The sequence below is a fragment of the Streptomyces sp. NPDC006602 genome, assembly GCF_042870385.1.
GTDB lineage: Bacteria > Actinomycetota > Actinomycetes > Streptomycetales > Streptomycetaceae > Streptomyces.
This window is the reverse complement of record NZ_JBIAHG010000012.1, coordinates 231,805-253,563: the sequence shown is the minus strand read 5'-3', so window position 1 is coordinate 253,563 and position 21,759 is coordinate 231,805. Positions and strand designations below refer to the sequence as shown.

The following is a 21,759-nucleotide window of genomic DNA, read 5'->3' as shown; positions in this document are numbered from 1 at the left end:
GGGTCAACCCTTTACTCCGGTGAGTGTGACGCCCTCGACGAACGCCTTCTGCGCGAAGAAGAACACGAGGATCACGGGGGCCATGACCAGCACGGTCGCGGCCATGGTGAGGTTCCAGTCGGTGTGGTGCGCGCCCTTGAACGACTCCAGGCCGTAACTCAGGGTCCAGGCGCCGGGGTTCTCGGAGGCGTAGATCTGGGGGCCGAAGTAGTCGTTCCACGCGTAGAAGAACTGGAAGAGGGCGACCGCGGCGATGCCCGGCTTGGCCATCGGCAGGACGACCTTCAGCAGCGTGCGCAGCTCGCCGCAGCCGTCCACCCTCGCCGCGTCCAGGTACTCGTTCGGGATCGTCGTCAGGAACTGCCGCAGCAGGAAGATGGAGAACGCGTCACCGAACGCCATCGGGATGATCAGCGGCCACAGCGTGCCGGACAGGTCAAGCTGCTTCGCCCAGAACAGGTACATCGGGATGACGACCACCTGCGGCGGCAGCATCATCATCGAGATCACCAGCATCAGCGACAGATTGCGGCCCCGGAAGCGGAACTTGGCGAGCGCGTACGCCACGGGGATCGACGACACGACGGTGAGGACGGTGCCCGCGCCGGCGTACAGCAGGGTGTTCTTCCACCAGGTCAGGAAGCCGGGCGTGTCGAAGACCTTGGCGTAGTTGCCCCACTCCCAGGTGTGCGGGATCAGATCCCGGCTGAGGGCCTGGGAGTCGCTCATGAGCGACGTCAGGAGGACGAACACGAAGGGAAGGGTGAAGAAGAGGGCCGCGGCGACGCCGAGGGAGTGGACCGCGACCCATTCGAGTGCCGCCCTGCGGCGGGCCGTGCGCTCGGCGGGTGTGGCCGGGTCCTTCAACTCAACTGGCCTGTCGAGTACTTGGGTCATTCGTCAGTCACCTGCCTGGATGAGACCGCCGCGGCGCCGCATCAGCAAAGCGGTGAACGCCATCGACAGGACGAACAGCACCAGGGCCACCACACAGGCGGAGCCGTAGTCGAAGCGCTGGAAGCCGAGGTTGTAGACGAGCTGGGGGAGGGTGAGCGTCGACTTGTCCGGGTAGCCGGGCTCGAACTGTGTGCCCGCGCCCTGGATCACGCCCGAGGCGACCTTTCCGGCGATGAGCGGCTGCGCGTAGTACTGCATCGTCTGGATCACCCCGGTGACCACGGCGAACATCACGATCGGCGAGATGTTCGGCAGTGTGACGAACCGGAACCGCTGCCAGGCCGACGCGCCGTCCAACTCGGCCGCCTCGTACTGCTCCTGGGGCACGTCGAGCAGCGCGGCCATGAAGATGACCATCAGGTCGCCGATGCCCCACAGGGCGAGCAGGGTGAGCGCCGGCTTGGACCAGGAGGGGTCGTTGAACCAGCCGGGGGCCGGGATGCCGATGCCTTCGAGGAGGGAGTTGACCGGGCCGGTGCCGGGGTTGAGCAGGAAGGCGAAGGCCATGGTGGCCGCCACCGGCGGGGCCAGGTACGGCAGGTAGAACAGGGTGCGGAAGACGCCCGTGCCCGTCTTGATCTTCGTGATGAGCAGGCCGACGCCGAGCCCGAAGGCGACCCGGAGGGTGACCATGACGAGGACCAGCCACAGGGTGTTGCGCAGGGCGGGCCAGAAGAAGGGATAGTGCTCGAAGACGTACGTCCAGTTCTTCGTTCCGCTCCACGTCGGCGGTTGGAATCCGTCGTAGTGCATGAACGAGAAATAGACAGTCGAGATCAGCGGGTACGCGAAGAAGACCGCGAAGCCGATCAGCCAGGGCGACATGAAGGCGAGGGTGCGCAGTGCTTGTTTCCGCTGCTTCGCAGCGAGGCCGGACGAGCGGCGCTTCGACGCCAGGGTGATCGCGCTCATCACTTGGCCTGTGCGATGTCCGTGTCGATCTGCTTCGCCGTGCTCGCGAGGCCGGCCTCGAGGTCCTTGGCCTTGCCGCTCTCGTACTCGTACCCGAAGTTCTGGATCGTCGCGAGGTACACACCGCCGTTGACGGAGGCCGGAGACGTCGTGGAATTCGGGTTCGCGGCGATGTCCAGGAACGTCTTGAAACGCGGGTCGTACTTGAGGTCCGGCGACTTGAGTGCGGCCAGCGTGGACGGCACGTTGTGGATGGCGTTGGAGAAGGCGACGACGGCGTCCGTGTCCGTCGTCATGTACTTCACGAGCTCCCAGGCCGCGTTCTGCTTCTTGCTGGTCGCGGCGATTCCGGCGATGGTGCCGGTGATGTAGCCCTTGCCGTACTGGTCGGCCTGGTCGTCGGGGACGGGCAGCGGGGCGACGCCGATCTCGAAGTCCGGCTTGGCGTCCAGGGCCATGCCCAGGCGCCACTCGCCGTCGAGCTGCATGGCGACCTGACCGGTCTGGAAGGGGTGCTTGGGGCCCCACTCGTCACCCAGTGTGGAGCGGTACTTCTCCAGCCGCTGGTATCCGCCGAGTTCGTCGACGAGCTTCTTCTGGAGGGTGAATCCGGCCTGGAAGGCAGGGTCCTTGGCGAGGTTCGACTTGCCGCTGGAGTCGAAGTACGTGGGGGAGAACTGCCCGAGATAGTGCTCGGTCGTCGTTTCCCATCCGTGGTAGTTCGGCATGAAGCCGAGCTGCTTGTAGCTGTCCCCGTCGGAGATCGTCAGCTTCTTGGCGTCGGTCTCGAATTCGGACCAGGTCTTCGGCGGGGTCTGGATGCCCGCCTTCTCGAACGCGGTCTTGTTGTAGTAGAGGCCGTAGGCGTCGCCCAGCAGCGGGACACTGCACCGGTTCCCGTCGAACTGGGTGTACTCGTTCATCGCCTTCGGGAAGGTCTTCCCCGGGTCGATTCCCGACTTCTCGAAGAGGGGGTTGAGGTCGACCAGCGCCCCCGAGGAACAGAACTTGCCCACGTTGTTGGTGGTGAACGACGAGATCACGTCGGGCGCCTTGGCGCCGCCCGTCCTGAGCGCCTGGTTCATCTTGTCGTCGGTCATGTTGCCGACGACGTTGACGTGGATGGTGGGGTGCGCCTTCTCGAAACCGGCGACCAGCGACTTCACGGCCTTCACCTCGGCGGGCGCGCTCCAGGCGTGCCAGAAGTTGATGGTCGTGTCCTTGGAGGTGTCGTCGCTCGTGCCGGAGCCGGACTGGCCGGTGCAGGCGGTGGCGAGGAGGGCGACGGAGGACGCGGCAGCGAGCGCGACTTTCCTGGATATTCCGGGCATGACGGGGTCTCCCTAGGGCATGGCGGGGGTGATGGTGGGTGTGAGAGGGGAGGGATGGTTCAGCGGGAGGTGTCGAAGACCTCGTCGCGGGTGGCCGCGAGCGCGCTCTCCAACGCGCCGCGCAGCACGGGGTGTTCCTGAACGTCGCCGACGACGAGCCGCGGCCGGGATGCGGCCAGCTCCTCCAGTTCGGCCTGGACGAGGGCACGCAGCGGTTCCCCGCCACAGGTGAGCGAGGCGCCGCTGAGTACGACGAGTTCGGGGTCGAGGACGGAGACGAGGGAGGCGAGACCGGTGGCGAGGTGCGTCGCGTACGCCTCCAGCAGCCGCCGGTGAGGGCCGTCGCCGGCCTCGGCGGCACGCGCGACGAGGGCGGCGGCGACCTCGGCGTACGGACCCGACGGGATGTCCTCGACGCCGAGGTCCCGGGCCAGCTTGGGGATCGCCTGCGAGCCGGCCAGCTCCTGGTAGCCGCCGCTGCCGGCCTTGCTGACCTGCCGGACCAGGGGGGTGCCCGGCACCGGCAGGAAGCCGACCTCGCCGGCGCCGCCGGTCCAGCCGCGGTGCAGCCGGCCGCCGAGGACCAGGGCGGCACCGAGGCCGCCCTCGTTCCACAGCAGTACGAAGTCGGCGTGCCCGCGGGCCGCGCCGAGCCGCTGCTCGGCCACGGCGACGAGGTTGACGTCGTTCTCGTACCCGACCGGCATCGGCAGGGCGGCGGCGAGTTCGTCGAGCAGGGTGGGGGAGTGCCAGCCGGGGAGGTGTGAGGCGTAGCGCAGTCGGCCGGTGTTGGGGTCGAAGGCGCCGGGGGTGCCGATGACGAGTCGGTGGACGTCGTCACGAGCGAGCCCCGCCGCCTTCACCGCGCCGTCCAGGGCGGCGGTGACCTGCTGGACGACGGGCTGAGCGGGCCGCCTTCCCGGGGTCGGGAGTTCGTACGACCCCACCGTGCGGCCGGTGATGTCGGCGACGGCGGCACGGACCCGTTCGGGGGTGACGTCGAGCCCGGCGGCGTACGCGGCGGCCGGGTTGACCTCGTACAACTGGGCGTTGGGCCCCGGCCGGCCCTCACTGGTGCCGGTCGCGAGCACGAGCCCGGACGCCTCCAGGCGGGCCAGGAGCTGGGATGCGGTCGGCTTCGAGAGGCCGGTGAGCTTGCCGATCCGCGTCCGGGACAGGGGCCCGTGCTCCAGGAGGAGGTCCAGGGCGGCGCGGTCGTTCATGGCGCGCAGGACGCTCGGGGTGCCCGGCGTACCGGCGGTTCCTGCCATGGGGTCGACACCTGCCTCTCGGCTGTCCAGGTTCCCGATGATCACGCCGGAAGTCCATCTCGGATGATTGTTAGGAAGGTTTCCTGTTCGGTGGTCTGGACCATAAGGGCGGCGCGATGGGGGCGTCAATGGGCCGCGGAGGTAGGCAACAGAGTCGTTACCTGAGGAGACAATCGGCCAACTCTGCACCCGGGGGAGGAGTGGAGCGAGGGTGGAGTTTGCGCGTGACGTTCGCGATGTGACTCAAGGGGACTTGGAGGCGAATCGGCTGCCTTGATGTGTTGAAGCGATTGCTGTAGCGAAATCCGGTCAGGTGTCGAATGGTTGTGTTCACGCCAGTCGGCTCTTTGTTCGGTTTTGCTAGATCTTGACGATCGTCAGCACGCCGTGGAAGCACGACACGGCCACCCGGGCCAGGGATTGGGGCACCACCAGGGCGACCATCACTCATACGACCGAGGCGCGCGGCTACACCGCCAAGTCCGCGGGCGGCTGGGTGGAGACGTTGTCGACGACGGAGTACGGCACCGAGTACGGCCGCGTCCTGAAGATCGACAACCGTGGCGACACTTCGACGGCCACCGACAACACCTGCACGCGCACGTCGTACGCCGACAGCGCGGCCGAGCGCATCTACTCGCTGCCAAGCAGATCGAGACGGTCTCGGTCGCCTGTGACGTCACCCCGAGCCGCAAGACCGACGGCAAGACCCCCGGCGACATCGTCACCGACGAACGCACCCTCTACGACAAGGGCGCCTACGGCGCCACCCCCATCACGGGCCTGGCCACCGCCACCGAGCGCCTCGTCTCGCACGACGGCACAAAGGGCACCTACCAGACCACCGGCACGACCGGCTACGACGATTTCGGCCGCCCCACCAGTCAGAAGGACCTGGCCGGCGCACTGACGACGACCGAGTACACGGACGTCGACGGCCTGATCTCCGCGACCGAGGTCACCAACGACCTCGGCCACATCACCACCACCAACTACGACCGCCTGCGCGGTCAGTCCACCGGCCAGACCGACCCCAACACCAAGCGCACCGACCCACGACGTGCTCGGCCGGCTCGTCTCGGTGTGGCTGCCGTGGTCGACGGCGGCCGCAAGGCGTTATGTGTCACAGCTTCCTGCCCGACGCAGAGGTCCTGCCGGCCAACGGCAAACGCAAGAAGATCAAGGACGTCAGACCCGTGACCGGATCGTCGTCACCGATCCGAAGACGGGCCGTACGGTCGTGCGTGAGGTCGCCGGCACCATCGTCACCGAGGACGACGAGGACTGCCAGATGGGAAAGGTACGGAACGCTCTGATGGCCTACCTGGTGGAACTCGACGTCGACGAGTGCGGCTGCCTGGACGGGGACGAGTCGGCCTTCCCTCTGACGGCCGACCAGCACGACTGGAACACCCCCTATCCGAGGGTGGAGCGGGCGGTGGAGTTCGAGTGGGAGGCCGGGGAGGGAGACGGGAGGCCTGATGTCTTCTGGTACCCGCAGATCCTGGACTGGGTGTGCGACGAGCGTGCCTACCGCGTTCTCCAGCGTGTCGCGGGTGCCGACATCCACACCCTCGCGGAGGGTGTCCTGGACGGGGAGCCGGTCTTCGTCGTCCAGGCGCCCCACGTGCTGGACGTGGTGGATCGGGAGGCATCGCTCATCGACACGTACCCGACGTACGAGGCGCTGCGCTTCCCGGCCTTCCGGCGGAGCGCGGCGGACGCCCTCGCCGCCCGGGTATTCCGGGTCCCGGGCGGCATCACCATGGTGTTCGTGGGTGAACGGGTCAAACAGGCTCTGGACGAGGCCGGCGTGAAGGGCATCACCTATGTGCCGGTGGACTGGGGCGACGGCTGAGAGCGAAGGAACACCGGGCCGGACGGGACCGCAACGGTCCTGTCCGGCGGACGGGGTCGTCGGGGTCGTCGGGGTCGTCGGGGCGAGGTCCGGTCCCCGCCTCCTCCGCCCTACCTCGTCGGGCTCGGCGGTGTCAGCGGGGTGGCCGCTTGGGCCTGGGGGGATTCGGTGTTGGCGTGCACCGACGGCGGCGCCAAGGCGGCCGTGCGGTCCTCGGCCTCGGGTTCCGCAGGGAGCGCCGTGCCGCCGACGATCGGGATGTCCGCCGCGTCGAAGGCGTGCTTGATGCGCCAGCGCAGCTCGCGTTCGACGGTGAGGGACTTGCCGGGTGCCGTCTTCGCCGAGACGCGGACGACCATCGAGTCGAGCAGGACGCTGTCCAGGCCGAGGACCTCGATCGGGCCCCACAGGAGCTCGTTCCAGGGCTCTTCCTTGCTCATCTTCTCGGCGACCTCGTTCAGGGTCCGCTTCACCTTGTCGAGGTCCTCGCCGGAGCGGACGGTGACGTCTACGCCGGCCGTGGCCCAGCCCTGGGAGAGGTTGCCGATGCGCTTGACCTCGCCGTTGCGGACGTACCAGATCTCGCCGTTGTCGCCGCGGAGCTTGGTCACGCGCAGGCCCACCTCGATGACCTCGCCCGAGGCCACGCCCGCGTCGATGGTGTCGCCGACGCCGTACTGGTCCTCGAGGATCATGAAGACGCCGGAGAGGAAGTCCGTCACCAGGTTGCGCGCGCCGAAACCGATCGCCACACCCGCGACACCGGCGGACGCCAGCAGCGGGGCGAGGTTGATCTCGAAGGTGCCGAGGATCATCAGGGCCGCGGTGCCGAGGATCAGGAAGCTCGCGACCGAGCGGAGCACCGAGCCGATCGCCTGGGAGCGCTGACGGCGGCGCTCCACGTTCACCAGCAGACCGCCGAGCGCGGTGCCGTCGACCGCCTGCACCGAGCGGTTCATCCGGTCTATCAGCTTGGTGATCGCCCGCCGTACCGCGACTCTCAGCACCGCCGCGATCACGACGATGAGCAGGACCCTCAGGCCGATCGCCAGCCAGGTGGACCAGTTCTGCTCGATCCAGCCGGCGGCGTCGGTCGCGCTCTCCTGGGCGTCCTGGAGCGACGGCACGGCCGGAGCGGTCGGCGTCTCGGAGGGAGACGGCGACGGCGACGAACCGGCGGCCAGTAGGACGGCGGACAAGGACACGGCAGGTACCTCCACGGTGCAGCGGTCCGCCCCTCCGGCAGCGGTCAAGGTCATCTGTCGTGTTTCAACGTCACGAAAAGGTCACCGGTGGGGCAGCCCCACCACACTATCGGGGCATCGTGTGTGGATAGTTGCAATGTTCGAGGGAGGGACCGCTCTCACCTGGGGATGTACAGGTGGGATGAACAACTCATGATCCTGGGGATACTGCGTATGTGGTCGAAAACACTCCCAGCCCGTTACCGGGACATGGTGGCGCATCCACCAGGCCTGAGGGGAGACTGACTACGCATCGTCCCGGCGCGAGCCACGCGCCGCCGGCGTCCAAGGAGGCCATCCGTGCCGCATGTCCTGGTCCTGAACGCGTCGTACGAACCACTCGGCGTCGTACCGCTCCGCCGCGCGCTCATCCTCGTCCTCGAGAACAAGGCCGTGTGCCTCGAGGAGTCCGGCGCCTTCATGCACAGCGCGTCCGTCACAGTTCCCGCACCCAGCGTGGTCCGGCTCAAGCGATTCGTCCGGGTTCCCTATCGGGGGCCCGTTCCTCTGACCCGCCGGGCGCTGTTCGCCCGTGACGGGGGCCGGTGCATGTACTGCGGTGGCGTCGCAACCAGCGTCGACCACGTCATCCCGCGCAGCCGCGGGGGCAAGCACGTCTGGGACAACGTGGTGGCGTCGTGCCGCCGCTGCAACCATGTGAAGGCGGACCGCCATCTCGTCGAGATCGGCTGGCGGCTGCGCCACAAACCCGCCCCGCCCACCGGCCTGGCCTGGCGCATCATCGGGACCGGCCACAGGGACCCGCGCTGGATGCCGTACTTGCAGCCGTACGGCGCGGACGACGCCCTGGCCCGGATCGAGGGCATTTCAGCCTGACGATCCGGGCTTTTGTGTTGTCCGGGCAGAACCATCCGCGTCGCCGGACAGGCCGTTGCCGGCCCCGGGGGTCCCCTGTGCCCCCGGGGCCGGCGGTCATGGGGTGACGCGTAGCGCAGCTCCGCCGGTCACGCGTAGCGCAGTTCCGCCGGGCGGAGCGAGCGGTGCAGCAGGGGGAGCGAGGTGGCCGCGGCCAGCAGGCAGGCCGCGTACACGGCGAGCGGGACCAGAAGAGCCACGTACGGCACGGGTGGGGTGGTGTACTCCGTGATGATCGCGGCGTACCAGACGCCGATCCCCATACCGCCGGCGCCCGCCAGTACGACCGCGGGGAGCAGCGGCAGCGCGGTCTCCAGAAGCAGCGCCCGGCCCAGCACCGCGCGCGGCACCCCGGCCGCGGTCAGCGCGGCCAGGCCTCGGCGCCGGGTGGCCAGGGCCTCGGCGGTGCCGACGGCGAGAGCGGAGAGGACGATCGCGAGGGCGACGAGGATCGCGGCGGCCGTCAGATCGAGGCCCGTCGTGTAGTAGTCCATGTCCATGCCGAGTTGGCCGTCGCGACGCTGGCCGTGCAGATCGGCGAGCATCACCTGCCGTACTCCCACGAAGCCCGTGCCCACGACCGTCACCAGCAGTACGGCCGCGTGGGTGCGGGCCGCCGCCCACGGGTCGTCGCGCAGCCGTTCCGCCGCGATCAGGGTCGAGGCCGTCCGGGCCCGGCGTGCGAGCAGCAGCCCGACGCCCCTGGCCGTGGCACCCGCGAGCCACACCGCGCCCGCGCCGACCGCGACGACCAGGCCGAACACCATCAGCGGTGTCTTCCCGTACCCCCGGCCGGTCGTGCCCGTGGAGGTGTTGGTGACCGTGGCGAGAGCCACTGCCCCCGTCAGGAGGAACGCCCCCAGGAACAGCAGGCCAGGACCCCGGCCCGTGCGTGGCCGCAGTCGGCGTACCCAGCCCAGCGGTGAGGCCACCACGCGGCGCAGCGCCAAGGCGCTCGCCGCCGCGCCCAGCACCGGGACACCGGCGGCGACCAGCGCCACACCGGTCCAGGCGAGGGCGGTCGGCCGGTCCCACAGGCGCAGCAGCAGCGCCACCGAGACGACGGTGGCGGCCACCGAGCCGAGCAGACAGGCCGGCCCGGTCTCCAACGCGGCGATCCGGCGCACCTGCCAGGGGGCCGCTCCGGCCAGCCGCAGCCCGGCCAGCCGCCGGTCGCGGTGCACGGCGCCGATACGGGCGCACTGGCCCAGGAACCCGAGTACGGGAACCAGCAGGAGCAGCAGGGCGAGGATCACTCCGGCGCGGGTACCGGGCTCGTCCAGCAGTTCGTGTCCGACGGGCACCTGGTATCTGCCCCGGAGCGACCCCAGTGTGACGGCCGCGAGGGCGATGCCGGTCGCGAGTGCGGCGCCCAGCGCCGTGAGCGCGACGCGCCACCACTCCCGCCGGTCGGAACCCCGGGTGAGCTGCCAGGCGATCCGCAGGTCGGTCCGTATGGAGCGCAGAGAGCTCGTGGAACTCGTGGAACTCATGGACGGCGTGGAGCTCATGGACGGCGTGGCACTCATGCGGTCACCTCCAGCGCCGACACGGTCCCGTCGCTCAGCCGTACCTCTCGGTCCGCGTACGCCGCCACCTGGGCGTCGTGCGTGATCAGCAGGACCGCCGTGCCGGACTCGCGGGCCGTGTGCGCCAGGGCCGTCATCACCTGCTCGCTCGCCAGGGAGTCCAGCGCGCCCGTCGGCTCGTCGGCGAAGACGACCTTCGGCCCGGTCACCAGGGCCCGGGCCAGCGAGGTCCGCTGGGCCTGGCCACCGCTCATGCCGCCGGGCCGCAGTTCCGCCTGCCCCCGGACCCCGAACCGCTCCAGCCACTCGCCGGCCCGCTCGTGGGCGTCCTTGCGGGAGGTGCCGGCCAGCAGCAGCGGCAGCGCCACGTTGTCCAGCGCGGTCAGCTCGGGGATCAGCTGCCCGAACTGGAAGACCACGCCGAACTCGGTACGGCGCAGTTCGCTCAGCCGCTTCTCGGGGAGCAGGTCGAGCCGCTCCCCGCCGTACGTCACCGAGCCGTCGTCCGGGCGGACGATCCCGGCCAGGCAGTGCAGCAGAGTCGACTTCCCGCTGCCGCTGGCGCCGGTGACGGCGAGGATCTCGCCGGCCCGCAGTTCGACCGATGCGCCCCGCAGGGCCTCGGCGCTGCCGTGTGCCTTGACGAGGTCACGGGCCGCCAGGAGCGGCACTGGGTTGCTCATGCTGAGTCGACCTCCGCGGTCAGGGGGGTGAGCCGGGCCGCCGTGGTGGTCATCCAGCGGAGGTCGGCGTCGAGGTGGTTGAGGGCGTAGTCGGCCGAGAGCACGGTCGCGAGGTCGGCCCCCGCGGCGGTCTTGACCGCCGTGAGCTCCCGCATCCGCTCCATGTGGGCGGCGCGCTGCTCCCGGAGGTAGGCGGCCGGGTCGCCGCCGGCCAGGATCGAGACGACGACCTTGGCGAAGATCTCGTTCGTCACGAAGGGCGCCGGCGGGGCGATCCGCCCGGCCCACTCGGTCAGTTCACGCGCTCCCTCGGCCGTGGAGTGGTACGTCGTCCGTTCCGGACCGCCGTCCGAGTCGGTGCCCTCGACCTCTGCGAGGCCGTCCCGGACCAGGCGTTGCAGGGTCGTGTAGACCTGCCCGTAGGCCAGCGGACGGGCCTGCGGGAAACGTTCGTCGTGGCGTCGCTTGAGGTCGTAGCCATGGCTCGGCCCTCCGGCGAGCAGCCCCAGCAGGATGTGGCGGGTGCTCATGGGGATCATTATGTACTGGCTACATGTACTGAGTGAATAGTGATCGAGGAGAAACGTGGAAAACTTCGCCGCGGACTGCGATCCGGAAGCACCCCGGCGGAACAGAATGTGAGGAGAGGCACGTTGTACCTCTCTGTACGTCTGCCGCCGCGACCGTTGGGTAGGGCTGTGCGGTAACCGATCGTCGCCCTCGACAAGGAGGCCCCGTGGCCGCATCGGCACACCTTCTGCTCTCGGCCCTCTCCAAACCCGAGGCGGAGCCGTCCGCCCCGACCGATCTCTACTGCGTGTTCAGCGCGGAGGGAGCCTGCGCCGACGCCCCCCTCACCAGCGAGCCGCCCCTCCCGGACGCCGAACCTCTCACCAGCGAGCCGCCGCTCGCCGACGCCGCCCCCCTGACCAGCGAGTCCGACGCCCACGCGGAGCCCTAGGGCCTGCCTTTCGGATCCGCCCGGCGTCGCGGGCCCTGGCACGCGCATCTGCCGCGTTGTCGTGGTCGCCGACTCCCCCACTCTCGACTTCGCTCGAGCGGGGGGACCCCCACCGCGTCGACTCCCTCCTCCGCCTTGCAGCTGCACGCACCATGCCCCGCTCGGCTCGGCCAAAGAGGCACCGCGTCTCCAAGCCGACCTGATCCGAAAGGCAGGCCCTAGATGACAGCACCCCGGTCGGTCGAGCCGCCCACCGAGGACCTGTCCCGGCTCGCCGCGCTGCACGGAGTCGCCACCTCCTACAGCCCCTCCCCGGACCGTACGGTCGCGGCCTCGGCCGGCGCCGTCACCCGGGCCCTGGCCGCCCTCGGCGTCGACGCGGGCAGCCCCGCGGCCGTCCGGGGCGCACTGGCCGCCCGCGAGCGGGAACTGCGCGAGCGGCTGCTGCCGCCGACGGTGGCGTACTGGAGCGGCGGCACGTGCGACGCCCTCGACGCCCTCCCGGCCGGCACTCGCCTGCGCATCGAGACCGAACAGGGCGAGACCCGCGCCGCCGCCGACCAACTCCCGCCCGGGGTCCACCGGTTGACAGCCGCCGCGCCCGACGGCCGCACCGCCCGCGCCCACTTGATCGTCGCCCCACCCCGGCTGCCCACGCCGCCCGGACGCTCGTACGGCCTGCTCGTCCAGCTCTACTCCCTGCTCTCCCAGCGTTCCTGGGGCATGGGCGACCTCGGCGACCTCGCTCAGCTGACCGCCTGGGCCGGCCGCGCGCTCGGCGCCGGATTCGTCCAGGTCAACCCGCTGCACGCGGCCGTACCCGGCGCCCCCACCGACCCGTCCCCCTACCGGCCCTCCTCGCGCCGCTTCCCCGACCCGGTCCATCTGCGGGTCGAGGACATCCCCGAGTACGCGTACGTGACGGACCGCGAGCGGGTGCGGGCCCTGCTGGAGCGGGCGGAGCGGCTGCGTGCCGCGGTGCTGGAGAAGGGCGCGCTGATCGACCGGGACGCCGTCTGGGGCCTCAAGCGCGAGGCCCTGGAGCTGGTACGGGACGTGCCGCTGGGGCCGGGCCGCCGCGCCGCCTACGTCGACTACCTCGCCGAGCAGGGCGAGGCCCTGGAGGACCACGCCACCTGGTGCGCCCTCGCCGAAGTGCACGGCTCCGACTGGCACCGGTGGCCGGCCGGCCTGCGCGACCCCCGCTCGGCCGAAACCGCCCGCGCCCGCGGCGAGTTGATGGACCGCGTCGACTTCCATTCCCGCCTCGCCTGGCTCACCGACACCCAGCTCACCGCCGCCCAGCGCGCGGCCCGCGACGCCGGCATGCCGGTGGGGGTCGTCCACGACCTCGCCGTCGGCGTCCACCCCGGGGGCGCCGACGCGTGGGCGCAACAGGAGTACTTCGCGGCGGGCATGTCGGTGGGCGCACCCCCCGACGCCTTCAACGCGCGCGGCCAGGACTGGGGCCTGCCGCCCTGGAGACCCGACCGCCTGGCCGAGTCGGGCTACGCGCCCTTCCGGTTCCTGCTGAGGGCCCTTTTCCGCTATGCCGGCGCTCTGCGCATCGACCACGTCATGGGCCTGTTCCGGCTGTGGTGGGTCCCGCTCGGCGAACCGCCCACGGAGGGCACGTACGTCAGCTACGACGCCGAGGCCATGCTCGCCGTACTGGTACTGGAGGCCTCACGCGCCGGGACGGTGGTGATCGGCGAGGACCTGGGCACCGTGGAGCCGGGCGTGCGCGAGACGCTGCGCGAGCGCGGGGTGCTCGGCACGTCGGTGCTGTGGTTCGAGCGCGACTGGGACGGCGACGGCCGCCCCCTGCCCCCCGACCGCTGGCGTGCCGACTGCCTGGCCACCGCCACCACCCACGACCTCCCGCCCACCGCGGCCCGCCTCACCGGCGAACACGTCGAGCTCCGCGACAGCCTCGGCCTGTTGACCCGCCCCCTGGACGAGGAACGGGCGGAGGCCGCGGCGGACACGTCGGAGTGGCTCGACCTGCTCGCCCGGCTGGGCCTCCTGCAGGGCACCGGCGGCGGCATCGACACGTCCTCGGAGGAGGCCGAGATCCAGGCCGTCCACCGCTTCCTCCTCCACACCCCCGCCCGCATGGTCGGCATCTGGCTCCCCGACACCATCGGCGACCGCCGACCGCAGAACCTGCCGGGCACGTGGGACCAGTACCCGAACTGGCGGCTGCCGATCGCGGACACGGACGGGCGGCCAGTGACGCTGGAGGAGCTGGCGGCTTCGCCTCGGTTGCATGCACTGCTGGAGGTGCTGCGTCAGCCCGGGGGTGGCCGATTCGCGTAATCCGCGGGCAGTCGCGCCGCCGGGGCGAGGGGGGTCCCCCCGCTCGAGCGAAGCCGAGAGTGGGGGAGGGTGGGCGCGGGCGGCACCCCGAAGCGCCGGTGCTGCGCGACCCACCCGGGTACTGCGGCGGACGGCACGCGACAACACCGGGCCCGCGCGACGCCCCCACCGCGACAGCCGAGGGCACCTCATACGCACCCCCGGACGCGCGGCCCTTTCGGTCGTTCGCTACTTTGGCTCCGTGAAGAAGAACGCCCTGCGCGCCGGCGCCCTGGCTGCCGGTACGACGCTGATGATGCTGCTCATGACGTCCCCCGCGCTCGCGCTGACCCGCGACGACGGTGACGATCCCGGCAACGGCCTGAGCGTCATCGAGACGCTGGGTCTCTTCGTCGTGGCCCCCATCGCCCTGTTCGCGGTCATCGCGGGCCTGGTGATGGTCCTGGACAAGTCCCACGAGTCGCACCGGGTGACGACCCGCAACATCAAGACGAAGCCCAAGGCCGAGGCCGGCTCGAAGGCCTGACCGACCGGGCTTCCTGGCTGTTCCCTCAGGGCGCCGCCTCCGCCGGACGTACGCGCACCAGCCGTACGTGGGCGAGGCCGGCGCCCTTGGCGTGTTCCGCCCGCCCGCCTGCCCGCCCGCCTCGGCGACGTCGGCTCGGCCCCCCTGACGGCGCCCCGAGCGCGGGCTGCACCGCACCGCCTCAAGGGCTCGGCGCCGTCAGATACCGCTGCACCGTCGGCGCCAGCCATGCCACGATCTCCTGGGGATGCAGCGCCACGACCGGCGGAATCCGTAGCACGTACCGGGTGAGCGCCAGCCCCAGCACCTGCGTCGCCGCGAGCGCGGCCCGTGCCGGGACCTGCTCGGGGTCCGGGCACACCTGGCGGGTGACCGGCAGCAGCTGGTCCCGGAAGATGCCCTGCATGCGCTCGGCTCCGGCCTGATTGGTCGCGCCGACTCTGAGCAGGGCGGTCAGTACCTCGTTGTCCTCCCACATGTCGAGGAAGTGGGTCACGAGGACTCGGCCGACGTCCTGCCGGGGCATCGTGCCCAGGTCCGGCAGCTTCAGGTCGACGGTGACCGCCGCCGCGAACAGGCCCTCCTTGTTGCCGTAGTAGCGCATCACCATCGACGGATCGATGTGGGCGTCCTTGGCGATGGCCCGGATGGTGGCCCGCTCGTACCCGTCGGCCGCGAACCGCTCGCGGGCGGCGACGAGGATCGCGTTGCGGGTGGCGTCGGAACGTCTCGACTGCGGGGAGCGTGTGTCCTCAGGCATGCCAACAAGTGTAGGCCAACAGCTGTTGACTCCGGCGGAGTGGACCGGTAGTTTCATCAACAAGCGTTGGCAAACATTCGTTGGCAAACGATCGTTGACCAACAGTTGTGGACCAGCAAGCGTTGGATCAGGAGGCCTCCATGAACGGCACCGGCACCAACAGCAACCCCAGCTCCGTGATCGTCGTCGGCTCCGGCCCCACCGGTCTTCTCCTGGCCGGTGACCTCGCCACCGCCGGCATCCCCGTCACCCTCGTCGAGAAGCGCCCCCACAAGATCGCCAACATCTCCCGCGCCTTCGTCCTGCACGCCCGCACCCTCGAACAGCTCGACGCGCGCGGCCTCGCCGACCAACTCGAAGCCGTCGGCCGCCCCCTCGACCGCCTCCGCCTCTTCCACCGGCTCACCGTCGAGCTCGACACCCTCCCCTCCCGTTTCAACCACCTCCTCGTCCTCCCGCAGTACGAAGTGGAGAAGGTGCTGGAGCGGCGGGCCGTCGAGGCCGGGGTGGAGTTCCGCCACGAGACCGAGGTCACCGGACTGGCCCAGGACGCCGACGGCGTCACCGTCGACGTCCGCACCTCCGCCGGGGAGACGGAGGAGCTGCGCGCCGAGTACGTCGTCGGCGCCGACGGCATGCGCAGCGCCGTACGGAACGCGATCGGGCTGCCCTTCCCCGGCCGCTCCGTGATCCGTTCCGTCGTCCTCGCGGACGTGAAGCTGGCCGAGGAGCCGGACACCCTGCTGACCGTGAACGCCGCCGGCGACGCCTTCGCCTTCCTCGCCCCCTTCGGCGACGGCTACTACCGCGTGATCGGCTGGAACCGCGCCCACAACGTCCCCGACAGCGAGCCTCTCGGCCTCGACGAGGTCAAGGAGGTCACCCGGCTCGCCCTCGGCCGCGACTTCGGGATGCACGACGCCCGCTGGATGTCCCGCTTCCACAGCGACGAACGACAGGCGCCCGCCTACCGGGTCGGCCGCGTCTTCCTCGCCGGTGACGCCGCGCACGTCCACACCCCGGCCGGCGGCCAGGGCATGAACACCGGCCTCCAGGACGCGGCCAACCTGAGCTGGAAGCTCGCCCAGGTCGTCGGCGGCCACGCGGCCCCGGAACTCCTCGACACCTACCAGGCCGAACGCCACCCGGTCGGCAGGTCGGTGCTCCGCAGCAGCGGCGGCATCGTCCGCCTCGCCATGGCCAGGCGTCCCTGGGAACTGGCGCTGCGGGCGACCCTCACCACCTTCCTCGGCATCGTCGCCCCGGCCCGCCGCAAGGTGGCCGGCGAGATCACCGGCATCGGCCACAAGTACGAGACCCCGCGAGGCTCGCACCGCCTCACCGGCACCCGCGTCCCCGACGTCGCCCTCGCCGACGGCGGCCGCCTCTACGAGGCCCTGCGCGGCGGACGGTTCGTGCTGATCACACCGGACGCGTACGACGAGAGCGGCGCCCGCAAGGACCGGCTGGCCGTGGAACGCTGGGGAAGCGACCGCCGTACGACCGTCCTGGTGCGCCCCGACGGATACGTGGCCTGGGCGGCCGACTCCGCCGACCCGGCGACGATCGAGTCCGCCCTCGCGGCTCGCGTGGGCTGAAACACCTCCTGTGAACCCCAGAACGCCAGGACGCTAGGACCTCTCGGTCCCCGTCAGCAACTCCCGCAACAGGCCGGCCAGTTGGTCGGCCTGTTCCTGGTTCAGGCTTGCCTTCAAGGCCTCGGTCTGGACGGCGAGACCCGCGCTGACCGCCTCGTCGACCAGCTCCAAGCCCTTGTCCGTCAGGGTCACTTGCAGGCCCCGGCGGTCGTGCGGGTCGGGGGAGCGGCGCAGCAGGCCCGCCCGTTCCAGCTTGTCGAGGCGGCCGGTCATCCCGCCGGTGGTGAGCATCAGCGTCGCGGAGAGCTGGCGAGGGGAGAGGGTGTACGGCTCTCCGGACCGGCGCAGGGTCGCGAGGACGTCGAACTCGCCGCGGGAGATACCGAGGGATGCGTACGCCTTCTCCATGCGGTCGCCCATCGCGCGCGAGAGCCGGTAGATCCGGCCGAAGACCTCCATGGCGGCGGTGTCGAGGTCGGGCCGGACCGTGGCCCACTGCTCGATGATCGCGTCGACCGGGTCCTTGCGCTGTGCACTCATGCGGTGAGTATCCGCCCGATTCCGGTCACCCGCAAGAAAGTAGCTTGACTGTAAGTGGCTTAGCGCTAAGCTACTTCCCGTCAAGCTACCTCCTGAAGGGTGCCGGTACATGAAGCGGTCCGCGACCGTCCTGCTCACCGCCCTGGCCCCCGTCTCCTGGGGCACCACCTACGCCGTCACCACTGAGTTCCTGCCGGCCGACCGCCCCCTGTTCACCGGCCTCATGCGCGCCCTGCCCGCCGGCCTCGTCCTGCTGGCCCTCGCCCAGGTGCTGCCGCGCGGCGCCTGGTGGGGGAAGGCGGCGGTGCTCGGGGCGCTCAACATCGGCGCCTTCTTCCCGCTGCTGTTCCTGTCGGCGTACCGGATGCCGGGCGGTATGGCGGCGGTCGTCGGGTCGATCGGGCCGCTGTTCGTCGTGGGGCTCTCGGCGCTGCTGCTGGGGCAGCGGCCGACGGCCCGCAGCGTGATCACCGGGTTCGTCGCCGCGTCCGGGGTCAGCCTGGTCGTTCTGAAGGCCGCCGGGGCGCTCGACACCGTGGGCGTGCTCGCTGCGCTCGCCTCGACCGCCTCGATGTCCGCCGGGACCGTACTGACCAAGCGGTGGGGCCGCCCGGACGGCGTGGGCCCGCTCGCGCTCACCGCCTGGCAGCTGACCGCGGGCGGCCTGCTCATCGCCCCTGTCGCCCTCCTCGTCGAGGGCGCGCCACCCGCGCTGGACGGGCGGGCGCTCGGTGGCTACCTCTACCTCGCGCTGGCGAACACGGCGGTCGCGTACTGGCTCTGGTTCCGCGGCATCGGCAGGCTCACCGCCACCCAGGTCACCTTCCTCGGCCCGCTGTCGCCGCTGACCGCGGCGGTGGTCGGCTGGGCGGCGCTCGGTCAGGCGCTCACACCGGTGCAGCTGGCGGGCATGGCGCTGGCGTTCGGGGCGACGGTCGCGGGGCAACTGCAACCCGACCGCACGTCGTCGTCCGCCCGAACGTTCAGTTCACCCGAACGGAATCCCCGAAAGGACTCGATGGACGTGACGACGGTCTGAGAAGCCGCAGGGACGCGAACGGGGGCGCCCGGTTCCACACCGGGCGCCCCCGTCGTCGTACGAACGGCGGCTACACCTGCGGCTACCGCGGCTCGGCCGCCGCGTCCGCCGCCTGGGCCTTCAGTGCGCGCTCCACGCCCGCGCGGGACTCGGAGACGATCCGGCGCAGGGCCGCGTTGGGCTCGGCCGAGGCCAGCCACTCGTCCGTCTTGCGCAGGGTTTCCTCGGAGACCTGGATCGTCGGGTAGAGGCCGACCGCGATCTGCTGGGCCATCTCGTGCGAACGGGACTCCCAGATGTCCTTGACCACCTCGAAGTACTTGTCCGTGTAGGGGGCCAGGAGCTCGCGCTGGTCCGTCTGGACGAAGCCGCCGATGACGGCTTCCTGGACGGCGTTCGGGAGCTTGTCGGACTCGACGGTCGACGCCCACGCCTCCGCCTTGGCCTCCGGCGTCGGGCGGGCGGCCCGGGCGGTGGCCGCGTGGCGCTCGCCGGCGGCCGTCTTGTCGCGCTCGTACTCGCCCGCGATCTCCGCCTCGTCGAAGCGGCCCACCGCGGCCAGCCGCTGCAGCAGCGCCCACCGCAGCTCGGTGTCGACGGCCAGGCCCTCGATCGTCTGGGTGCCCTCCAGCAGGGCGTCGAGGAGGTCCAGCTGCTCCGGCGTACGGGCGGCCGCGGCGAACGCGCGCGCCCACGCCAGCTGGTGGTCGCTGCCCGGCGCGGCCGCACGCAGGTGCGCCAGCGTGGCGTCCGTCCAGCGGGTCAGCAGGGCCTCGCGGGCGGCCGGGTCGGCGTACAGCTCGATCGCCAGCTTCACCTGGCGGTGCAGCGACTGCACCAGGCCGATGTCGGACTCCTTGCCGATGCCCGACAGGACCAGGGACAGGTAGTCGCGGGTCGGGAGCTCGGCGTCCCGCGTCATGTCCCACGCCGACGCCCAGCACAGGGCGCGGGGGAGGGACGACTCGAAGTCGCCGAGGCGCTCGGTGACGACGGCGAGTGACTGCTCGTCGAGGCGGACCTTGGCGTACGAGAGGTCGTCGTCGTTCAGCAGCACCACCGCCGCACGGCGCTTGCCCACCAGCTGCGGTACGGCGGTCAGTTCGCCGTCGACGTCCAGTTCGATGCGCTCGTCGCGCACCAGCTTGCCGCTGTCGTCGTCGAGGTCGTACAGGCCGACCGCGATGCGGTGCGGGCGCAGGGTCGGCTCACCCTTGGCGCCGGCGGGCAGGGCCGGGGCCTCCTGGCGGATCGCGAAGGATGTGACGACGCCGTTTGCGTCCGTCTCGATCTCGGGGCGCAGGATGTTGATGCCGGCGGTCTGGAGCCACTTCTGCGACCAGTTCCCCAGGTCACGGCCGGAGGTCTCCTCCAGCGCGCCGAGCAGGTCGGACAGGCGTGTGTTGCCGAACGCGTGCGCCTTGAAGTACGCCTGCACGCCGGCAAAGAACTCGTCCATGCCGACATACGCGACGAGCTGCTTCAGTACGGAGGCGCCCTTGGCGTACGTGATGCCGTCGAAGTTGACGAGCACGTCGTCCAGGTCGCGGATCTCGGCCATGATCGGGTGCGTGGAGGGCAGCTGGTCCTGGCGGTACGCCCACGTCTTCATGGAGTTGGCGAAGCTGGTCCAGGAGTGCGGCCAGCGGCTGCCCGGGGCGTGCGCCTGGCAGGCGATGGAGGTGTAGGTGGCGAACGACTCGTTCAGCCACAGGTCGTTCCACCACTCCATGGTGACCAGGTCGCCGAACCACATGTGGGCCAGCTCGTGCAGGATCGTCTCGGCGCGCGTCTCGTACGCCGCGTCCGTCACCTTCGACCGGAAGACGTACTGGTCGCGGATGGTGACCGCGCCCGCGTTCTCCATCGCGCCCGCGTTGAACTCCGGCACGAACAGCTGGTCGTACTTCTTGAACGGGTACGCGTAGTCGAACTTCTCCTGGAACCAGTCGAAGCCCTGCCGGGTCACCTCGAAGATCGCGTCCGAGTCGAGGTGCTCGGCGAGCGAGGGACGGCAGTAGATGCCGAGCGGGACGGTCTGGCCGTCCTTCTCGTACACGCTGTGCACCGAGTGGTACGGGCCCACGATCAGCGCGGTGATGTACGTCGAGATGCGCGGCGTCGGCTCGAAGATCCAGACGCTGTCCTTCGGCTCCGGGGTGGGCGAGTTGGAGATGACCGTCCACCCCTCCGGCGCCCGCACGGTGAACTGGAAGGTCGCCTTGACGTCGGGCTGCTCGAAGCTCGCGAACACGCGGCGCGCGTCCGGCACCTCGAACTGGGTGTAGAGGTAGGCCTGGTTGTCGACGGGGTCGACGAACCGGTGGAGCCCCTCACCGGTGTTGGTGTACGCGCAGTCGGCGACGACCCGGAGGATGTTGCGGCCCTCCAGCAGCCCCGGCAGCGCGATCCGGGAGTCCTGGAAGAGCTCGTCGGGTTCGAGTTGGTCGCCGTTGAGGGTGACCTCGTGGACGGTCGGGGCGACCAGGTCGATGAAGGACTCCGCGCCGGATTCGGCGACGTCGAAGCGCACCGTGGTCACGGACCTGTAGGTACCGCCCTCCTGCGCGCCGGAGAGGTCGAGATCGATCTCGTACGAGTCAACGGTGAGCAGCTTCGCCCGCTGCTGCGCCTCTTCGCGAGTCAGGTTTGTGCCAGGCACGCGGTCATCTCCTCGTTATTCAAAAGGTGCGGCGCGATAGCGCCTCGTTGGGGGGTGGCGGTCGGGTGACGGGTGGGCGGATTGCGCCATCCTTCCACGGGCCGTCACGGAACGCGATGTCCGTTTCCCGCCGGTGGGCAGGACGGACGCGCGCGAATCTGAGGACATGACGACGTACATCGCACGGCCCATTCTCCCGACGGTCCTGAAGGAGCTGCGCTCTGCTGACGACTCGGGACGCGGGATGGTTCCCGTGACCGACGACGAGGGCGGCGCCCCCCTCCGCTGCTGCCTCCGCCGCAGCGAGCCGGGCGAACGGACCGCCCTGGTCTCGTACGCCCCGCTGCGCCGCTGGGCTGCGGAGACGGGCGCCGATCCGGGGGCGTACGACGAGCAGGGCCCCGTCTTCATCCACGCGCAGGAGTGCGCGGGGCCGGAGGGCGACGGCCTCCCCTTCACCCACGCCCACCGCACGGTCCGCCGGTACTCGCGCGAGGGACACATCCTGGGCGGGCGACTGGTGCAGCACCCCGACGACTTCGAGGCGGCCATCGCGGAAGCGTTCGACGACCCGGCCGTGGCCCTCGCCCACGTCCGAGCCGTCGAATTCGGATGCTTCCTCTATGAGGTGCGCCAAGACGCCGGGTGATCGTCCGCCTCCTGAGCGGCGTGTGGCGCACGTCCCTCGGTGTT

At 70.6% G+C, this 21,759-nt stretch carries 20 protein-coding genes; 9 read left to right on the top strand and 11 right to left on the bottom strand.

Annotation, left to right across the window (positions count from 1 at the left end):
- Window positions 1-3: 3 nt before the first annotated feature.
- Genes ACFYO2_RS28400 through ACFYO2_RS28385 form a run of 4 tightly spaced genes read right to left on the bottom strand, consistent with a single transcriptional unit; the run spans window position 4 to window position 4,471 of the window.
- Window positions 4-897: a carbohydrate ABC transporter permease gene (locus ACFYO2_RS28400; protein ID WP_388354758.1), complete on the bottom strand. Its 894-nt coding sequence runs from the start codon at window positions 895-897 to the stop codon at window positions 4-6.
- Window positions 898-900: 3 nt separating this feature from the next.
- Window positions 901-1,869 (bottom strand): carbohydrate ABC transporter permease, encoded by a 969-nt coding sequence (locus ACFYO2_RS28395; RefSeq protein ID WP_388354756.1) that lies wholly within the window; start codon window positions 1,867-1,869, stop codon window positions 901-903.
- Window positions 1,869-3,200 carry an ABC transporter substrate-binding protein gene (locus tag ACFYO2_RS28390; RefSeq protein ID WP_388354754.1) on the bottom strand — a complete coding sequence of 444 codons (1,332 nt, stop codon included), beginning with the start codon at window positions 3,198-3,200 and terminating at the stop codon, window positions 1,869-1,871. The genes ACFYO2_RS28395 and ACFYO2_RS28390 overlap by 1 nt, the downstream gene beginning before the upstream one ends.
- 59 nt (window positions 3,201-3,259) lie before the next feature.
- A complete protein-coding gene (locus ACFYO2_RS28385; protein WP_388354751.1) occupies window positions 3,260-4,471 on the bottom strand; it encodes an ROK family protein in 1,212 nt (403 codons plus the stop codon).
- A gap of 387 nt (window positions 4,472-4,858) precedes the next feature.
- Here ACFYO2_RS28385 and ACFYO2_RS28380 point away from each other — a divergent pair, with 387 nt between their 5' ends.
- Window positions 4,859-5,671 (top strand): hypothetical protein, encoded by an 813-nt coding sequence (locus ACFYO2_RS28380; RefSeq protein WP_388354748.1) that lies wholly within the window; start codon window positions 4,859-4,861, stop codon window positions 5,669-5,671.
- A gap of 40 nt (window positions 5,672-5,711) precedes the next feature.
- A complete protein-coding gene (locus tag ACFYO2_RS28375; RefSeq protein ID WP_388354746.1) occupies window positions 5,712-6,329 on the top strand; it encodes a hypothetical protein in 618 nt (205 codons plus the stop codon).
- Window positions 6,330-6,439: 110 nt separating this feature from the next.
- On the opposite strand, the gene ACFYO2_RS28370 is transcribed toward ACFYO2_RS28375, so the two are convergent.
- On the bottom strand, window positions 6,440-7,534 hold the full coding sequence (locus ACFYO2_RS28370) for a mechanosensitive ion channel family protein (RefSeq protein WP_388354743.1): 1,095 nt from the start codon (window positions 7,532-7,534) through the stop codon (window positions 6,440-6,442).
- Window positions 7,535-7,873: 339 nt separating this feature from the next.
- On the opposite strand from ACFYO2_RS28370, the gene ACFYO2_RS28365 reads away from it, so the two are divergent.
- The gene (locus ACFYO2_RS28365; protein WP_388354740.1) at window positions 7,874-8,410 is read left to right on the top strand and encodes an HNH endonuclease; all 537 of its coding nucleotides are present in this window, start codon (window positions 7,874-7,876) and stop codon (window positions 8,408-8,410) included.
- Window positions 8,411-8,538: 128 nt separating this feature from the next.
- Here ACFYO2_RS28365 and ACFYO2_RS28360 read toward each other — a convergent pair whose 3' ends face one another.
- The 3 genes from ACFYO2_RS28360 to ACFYO2_RS28350 are packed head-to-tail and all read right to left on the bottom strand — an operon-like array spanning window position 8,539 to window position 11,191.
- Window positions 8,539-9,942, bottom strand: a complete 1,404-nt coding sequence (locus ACFYO2_RS28360) for an FtsX-like permease family protein (protein WP_388354804.1) — start codon at window positions 9,940-9,942, stop codon at window positions 8,539-8,541.
- A 32-nt stretch (window positions 9,943-9,974) separates the two neighbouring features.
- Window positions 9,975-10,661 (bottom strand): ABC transporter ATP-binding protein, encoded by a 687-nt coding sequence (locus ACFYO2_RS28355; RefSeq protein WP_388354738.1) that lies wholly within the window; start codon window positions 10,659-10,661, stop codon window positions 9,975-9,977.
- Window positions 10,658-11,191 (bottom strand): PadR family transcriptional regulator, encoded by a 534-nt coding sequence (locus tag ACFYO2_RS28350; RefSeq protein ID WP_388354735.1) that lies wholly within the window; start codon window positions 11,189-11,191, stop codon window positions 10,658-10,660. Before ACFYO2_RS28350 ends, ACFYO2_RS28355 begins: the two co-directional genes overlap by 4 nt.
- A 206-nt stretch (window positions 11,192-11,397) precedes the next feature.
- Here ACFYO2_RS28350 and ACFYO2_RS28345 point away from each other — a divergent pair, with 206 nt between their 5' ends.
- The 3 genes from ACFYO2_RS28345 (at window position 11,398) to ACFYO2_RS28335 (ending at window position 14,467) form a co-directional block, all read left to right on the top strand.
- Entirely contained in the window at window positions 11,398-11,622 is a 225-nt protein-coding gene (locus ACFYO2_RS28345) for a hypothetical protein (protein ID WP_388354732.1), read from the top strand.
- Between the two features lie 222 nt (window positions 11,623-11,844).
- Window positions 11,845-13,941, top strand: coding sequence for a 4-alpha-glucanotransferase (gene malQ, locus ACFYO2_RS28340; protein ID WP_388354729.1), 2,097 nt, complete (start codon window positions 11,845-11,847; stop codon window positions 13,939-13,941).
- A gap of 292 nt (window positions 13,942-14,233) precedes the next feature.
- Complete coding sequence (locus ACFYO2_RS28335; RefSeq protein WP_388354802.1) at window positions 14,234-14,467, top strand: hypothetical protein; 234 nt, start codon at window positions 14,234-14,236, stop codon at window positions 14,465-14,467.
- Window positions 14,468-14,648: 181 nt separating this feature from the next.
- Here the strand turns inward: ACFYO2_RS28335 and ACFYO2_RS28330 are convergent, their stop codons facing one another.
- Window positions 14,649-15,227: a TetR family transcriptional regulator gene (locus tag ACFYO2_RS28330; RefSeq protein ID WP_388354726.1), complete on the bottom strand. Its 579-nt coding sequence runs from the start codon at window positions 15,225-15,227 to the stop codon at window positions 14,649-14,651.
- 140 nt (window positions 15,228-15,367) lie between these two features.
- Between ACFYO2_RS28330 and ACFYO2_RS28325 the strand changes: the two genes are divergently transcribed.
- On the top strand, window positions 15,368-16,825 hold the full coding sequence (locus tag ACFYO2_RS28325; RefSeq protein WP_388354724.1) for an FAD-dependent monooxygenase: 1,458 nt from the start codon (window positions 15,368-15,370) through the stop codon (window positions 16,823-16,825).
- A gap of 33 nt (window positions 16,826-16,858) precedes the next feature.
- Here ACFYO2_RS28325 and ACFYO2_RS28320 read toward each other — a convergent pair whose 3' ends face one another.
- Window positions 16,859-17,365, bottom strand: coding sequence for a MarR family winged helix-turn-helix transcriptional regulator (locus tag ACFYO2_RS28320; RefSeq protein ID WP_388354721.1), 507 nt, complete (start codon window positions 17,363-17,365; stop codon window positions 16,859-16,861).
- A 109-nt stretch (window positions 17,366-17,474) separates the two neighbouring features.
- Here ACFYO2_RS28320 and ACFYO2_RS28315 point away from each other — a divergent pair, with 109 nt between their 5' ends.
- Complete coding sequence (locus tag ACFYO2_RS28315; RefSeq protein ID WP_388354719.1) at window positions 17,475-18,404, top strand: EamA family transporter; 930 nt, start codon at window positions 17,475-17,477, stop codon at window positions 18,402-18,404.
- Between the two features lie 82 nt (window positions 18,405-18,486).
- Here the strand turns inward: ACFYO2_RS28315 and pepN are convergent, their stop codons facing one another.
- Window positions 18,487-21,066, bottom strand: coding sequence for an aminopeptidase N (pepN, locus tag ACFYO2_RS28310; protein WP_388354716.1), 2,580 nt, complete (start codon window positions 21,064-21,066; stop codon window positions 18,487-18,489).
- A 166-nt stretch (window positions 21,067-21,232) separates the two neighbouring features.
- Between pepN and ACFYO2_RS28305 the strand changes: the two genes are divergently transcribed.
- A complete protein-coding gene (locus ACFYO2_RS28305; RefSeq protein ID WP_388354713.1) occupies window positions 21,233-21,715 on the top strand; it encodes a DUF1203 domain-containing protein in 483 nt (160 codons plus the stop codon).
- Window positions 21,716-21,759: the final 44 nt, after the last annotated feature.

Excerpts from the sequence above, each read along its gene's own strand:
- ACFYO2_RS28400 (WP_388354758.1), bottom strand. The coding sequence starts at position 897 with ATGACCCAAGTACTCGACAGGCCAGTTGAGTTGAAGGACCCGGCCACA.
- ACFYO2_RS28395 (WP_388354756.1), bottom strand. The coding sequence starts at position 1,869 with ATGAGCGCGATCACCCTGGCGTCGAAGCGCCGCTCGTCCGGCCTCGCT.
- ACFYO2_RS28390 (WP_388354754.1), bottom strand. The coding sequence starts at position 3,200 with ATGCCCGGAATATCCAGGAAAGTCGCGCTCGCTGCCGCGTCCTCCGTC.
- ACFYO2_RS28385 (WP_388354751.1), bottom strand. The coding sequence starts at position 4,471 with ATGGCAGGAACCGCCGGTACGCCGGGCACCCCGAGCGTCCTGCGCGCC.
- ACFYO2_RS28360 (WP_388354804.1), bottom strand. The coding sequence starts at position 9,942 with ATGAGTTCCACGAGTTCCACGAGCTCTCTGCGCTCCATACGGACCGAC.
- ACFYO2_RS28355 (WP_388354738.1), bottom strand. The coding sequence starts at position 10,661 with ATGAGCAACCCAGTGCCGCTCCTGGCGGCCCGTGACCTCGTCAAGGCA.
- ACFYO2_RS28350 (WP_388354735.1), bottom strand. The coding sequence starts at position 11,191 with ATGAGCACCCGCCACATCCTGCTGGGGCTGCTCGCCGGAGGGCCGAGC.
- malQ (WP_388354729.1), top strand. The coding sequence starts at position 11,845 with ATGACAGCACCCCGGTCGGTCGAGCCGCCCACCGAGGACCTGTCCCGG.
- ACFYO2_RS28335 (WP_388354802.1), top strand. The coding sequence starts at position 14,234 with ATGATGCTGCTCATGACGTCCCCCGCGCTCGCGCTGACCCGCGACGAC.
- ACFYO2_RS28330 (WP_388354726.1), bottom strand. The coding sequence starts at position 15,227 with ATGCCTGAGGACACACGCTCCCCGCAGTCGAGACGTTCCGACGCCACC.
- ACFYO2_RS28325 (WP_388354724.1), top strand. The coding sequence starts at position 15,368 with ATGAACGGCACCGGCACCAACAGCAACCCCAGCTCCGTGATCGTCGTC.
- ACFYO2_RS28320 (WP_388354721.1), bottom strand. The coding sequence starts at position 17,365 with ATGAGTGCACAGCGCAAGGACCCGGTCGACGCGATCATCGAGCAGTGG.
- ACFYO2_RS28315 (WP_388354719.1), top strand. The coding sequence starts at position 17,475 with ATGAAGCGGTCCGCGACCGTCCTGCTCACCGCCCTGGCCCCCGTCTCC.
- ACFYO2_RS28305 (WP_388354713.1), top strand. The coding sequence starts at position 21,233 with ATGACGACGTACATCGCACGGCCCATTCTCCCGACGGTCCTGAAGGAG.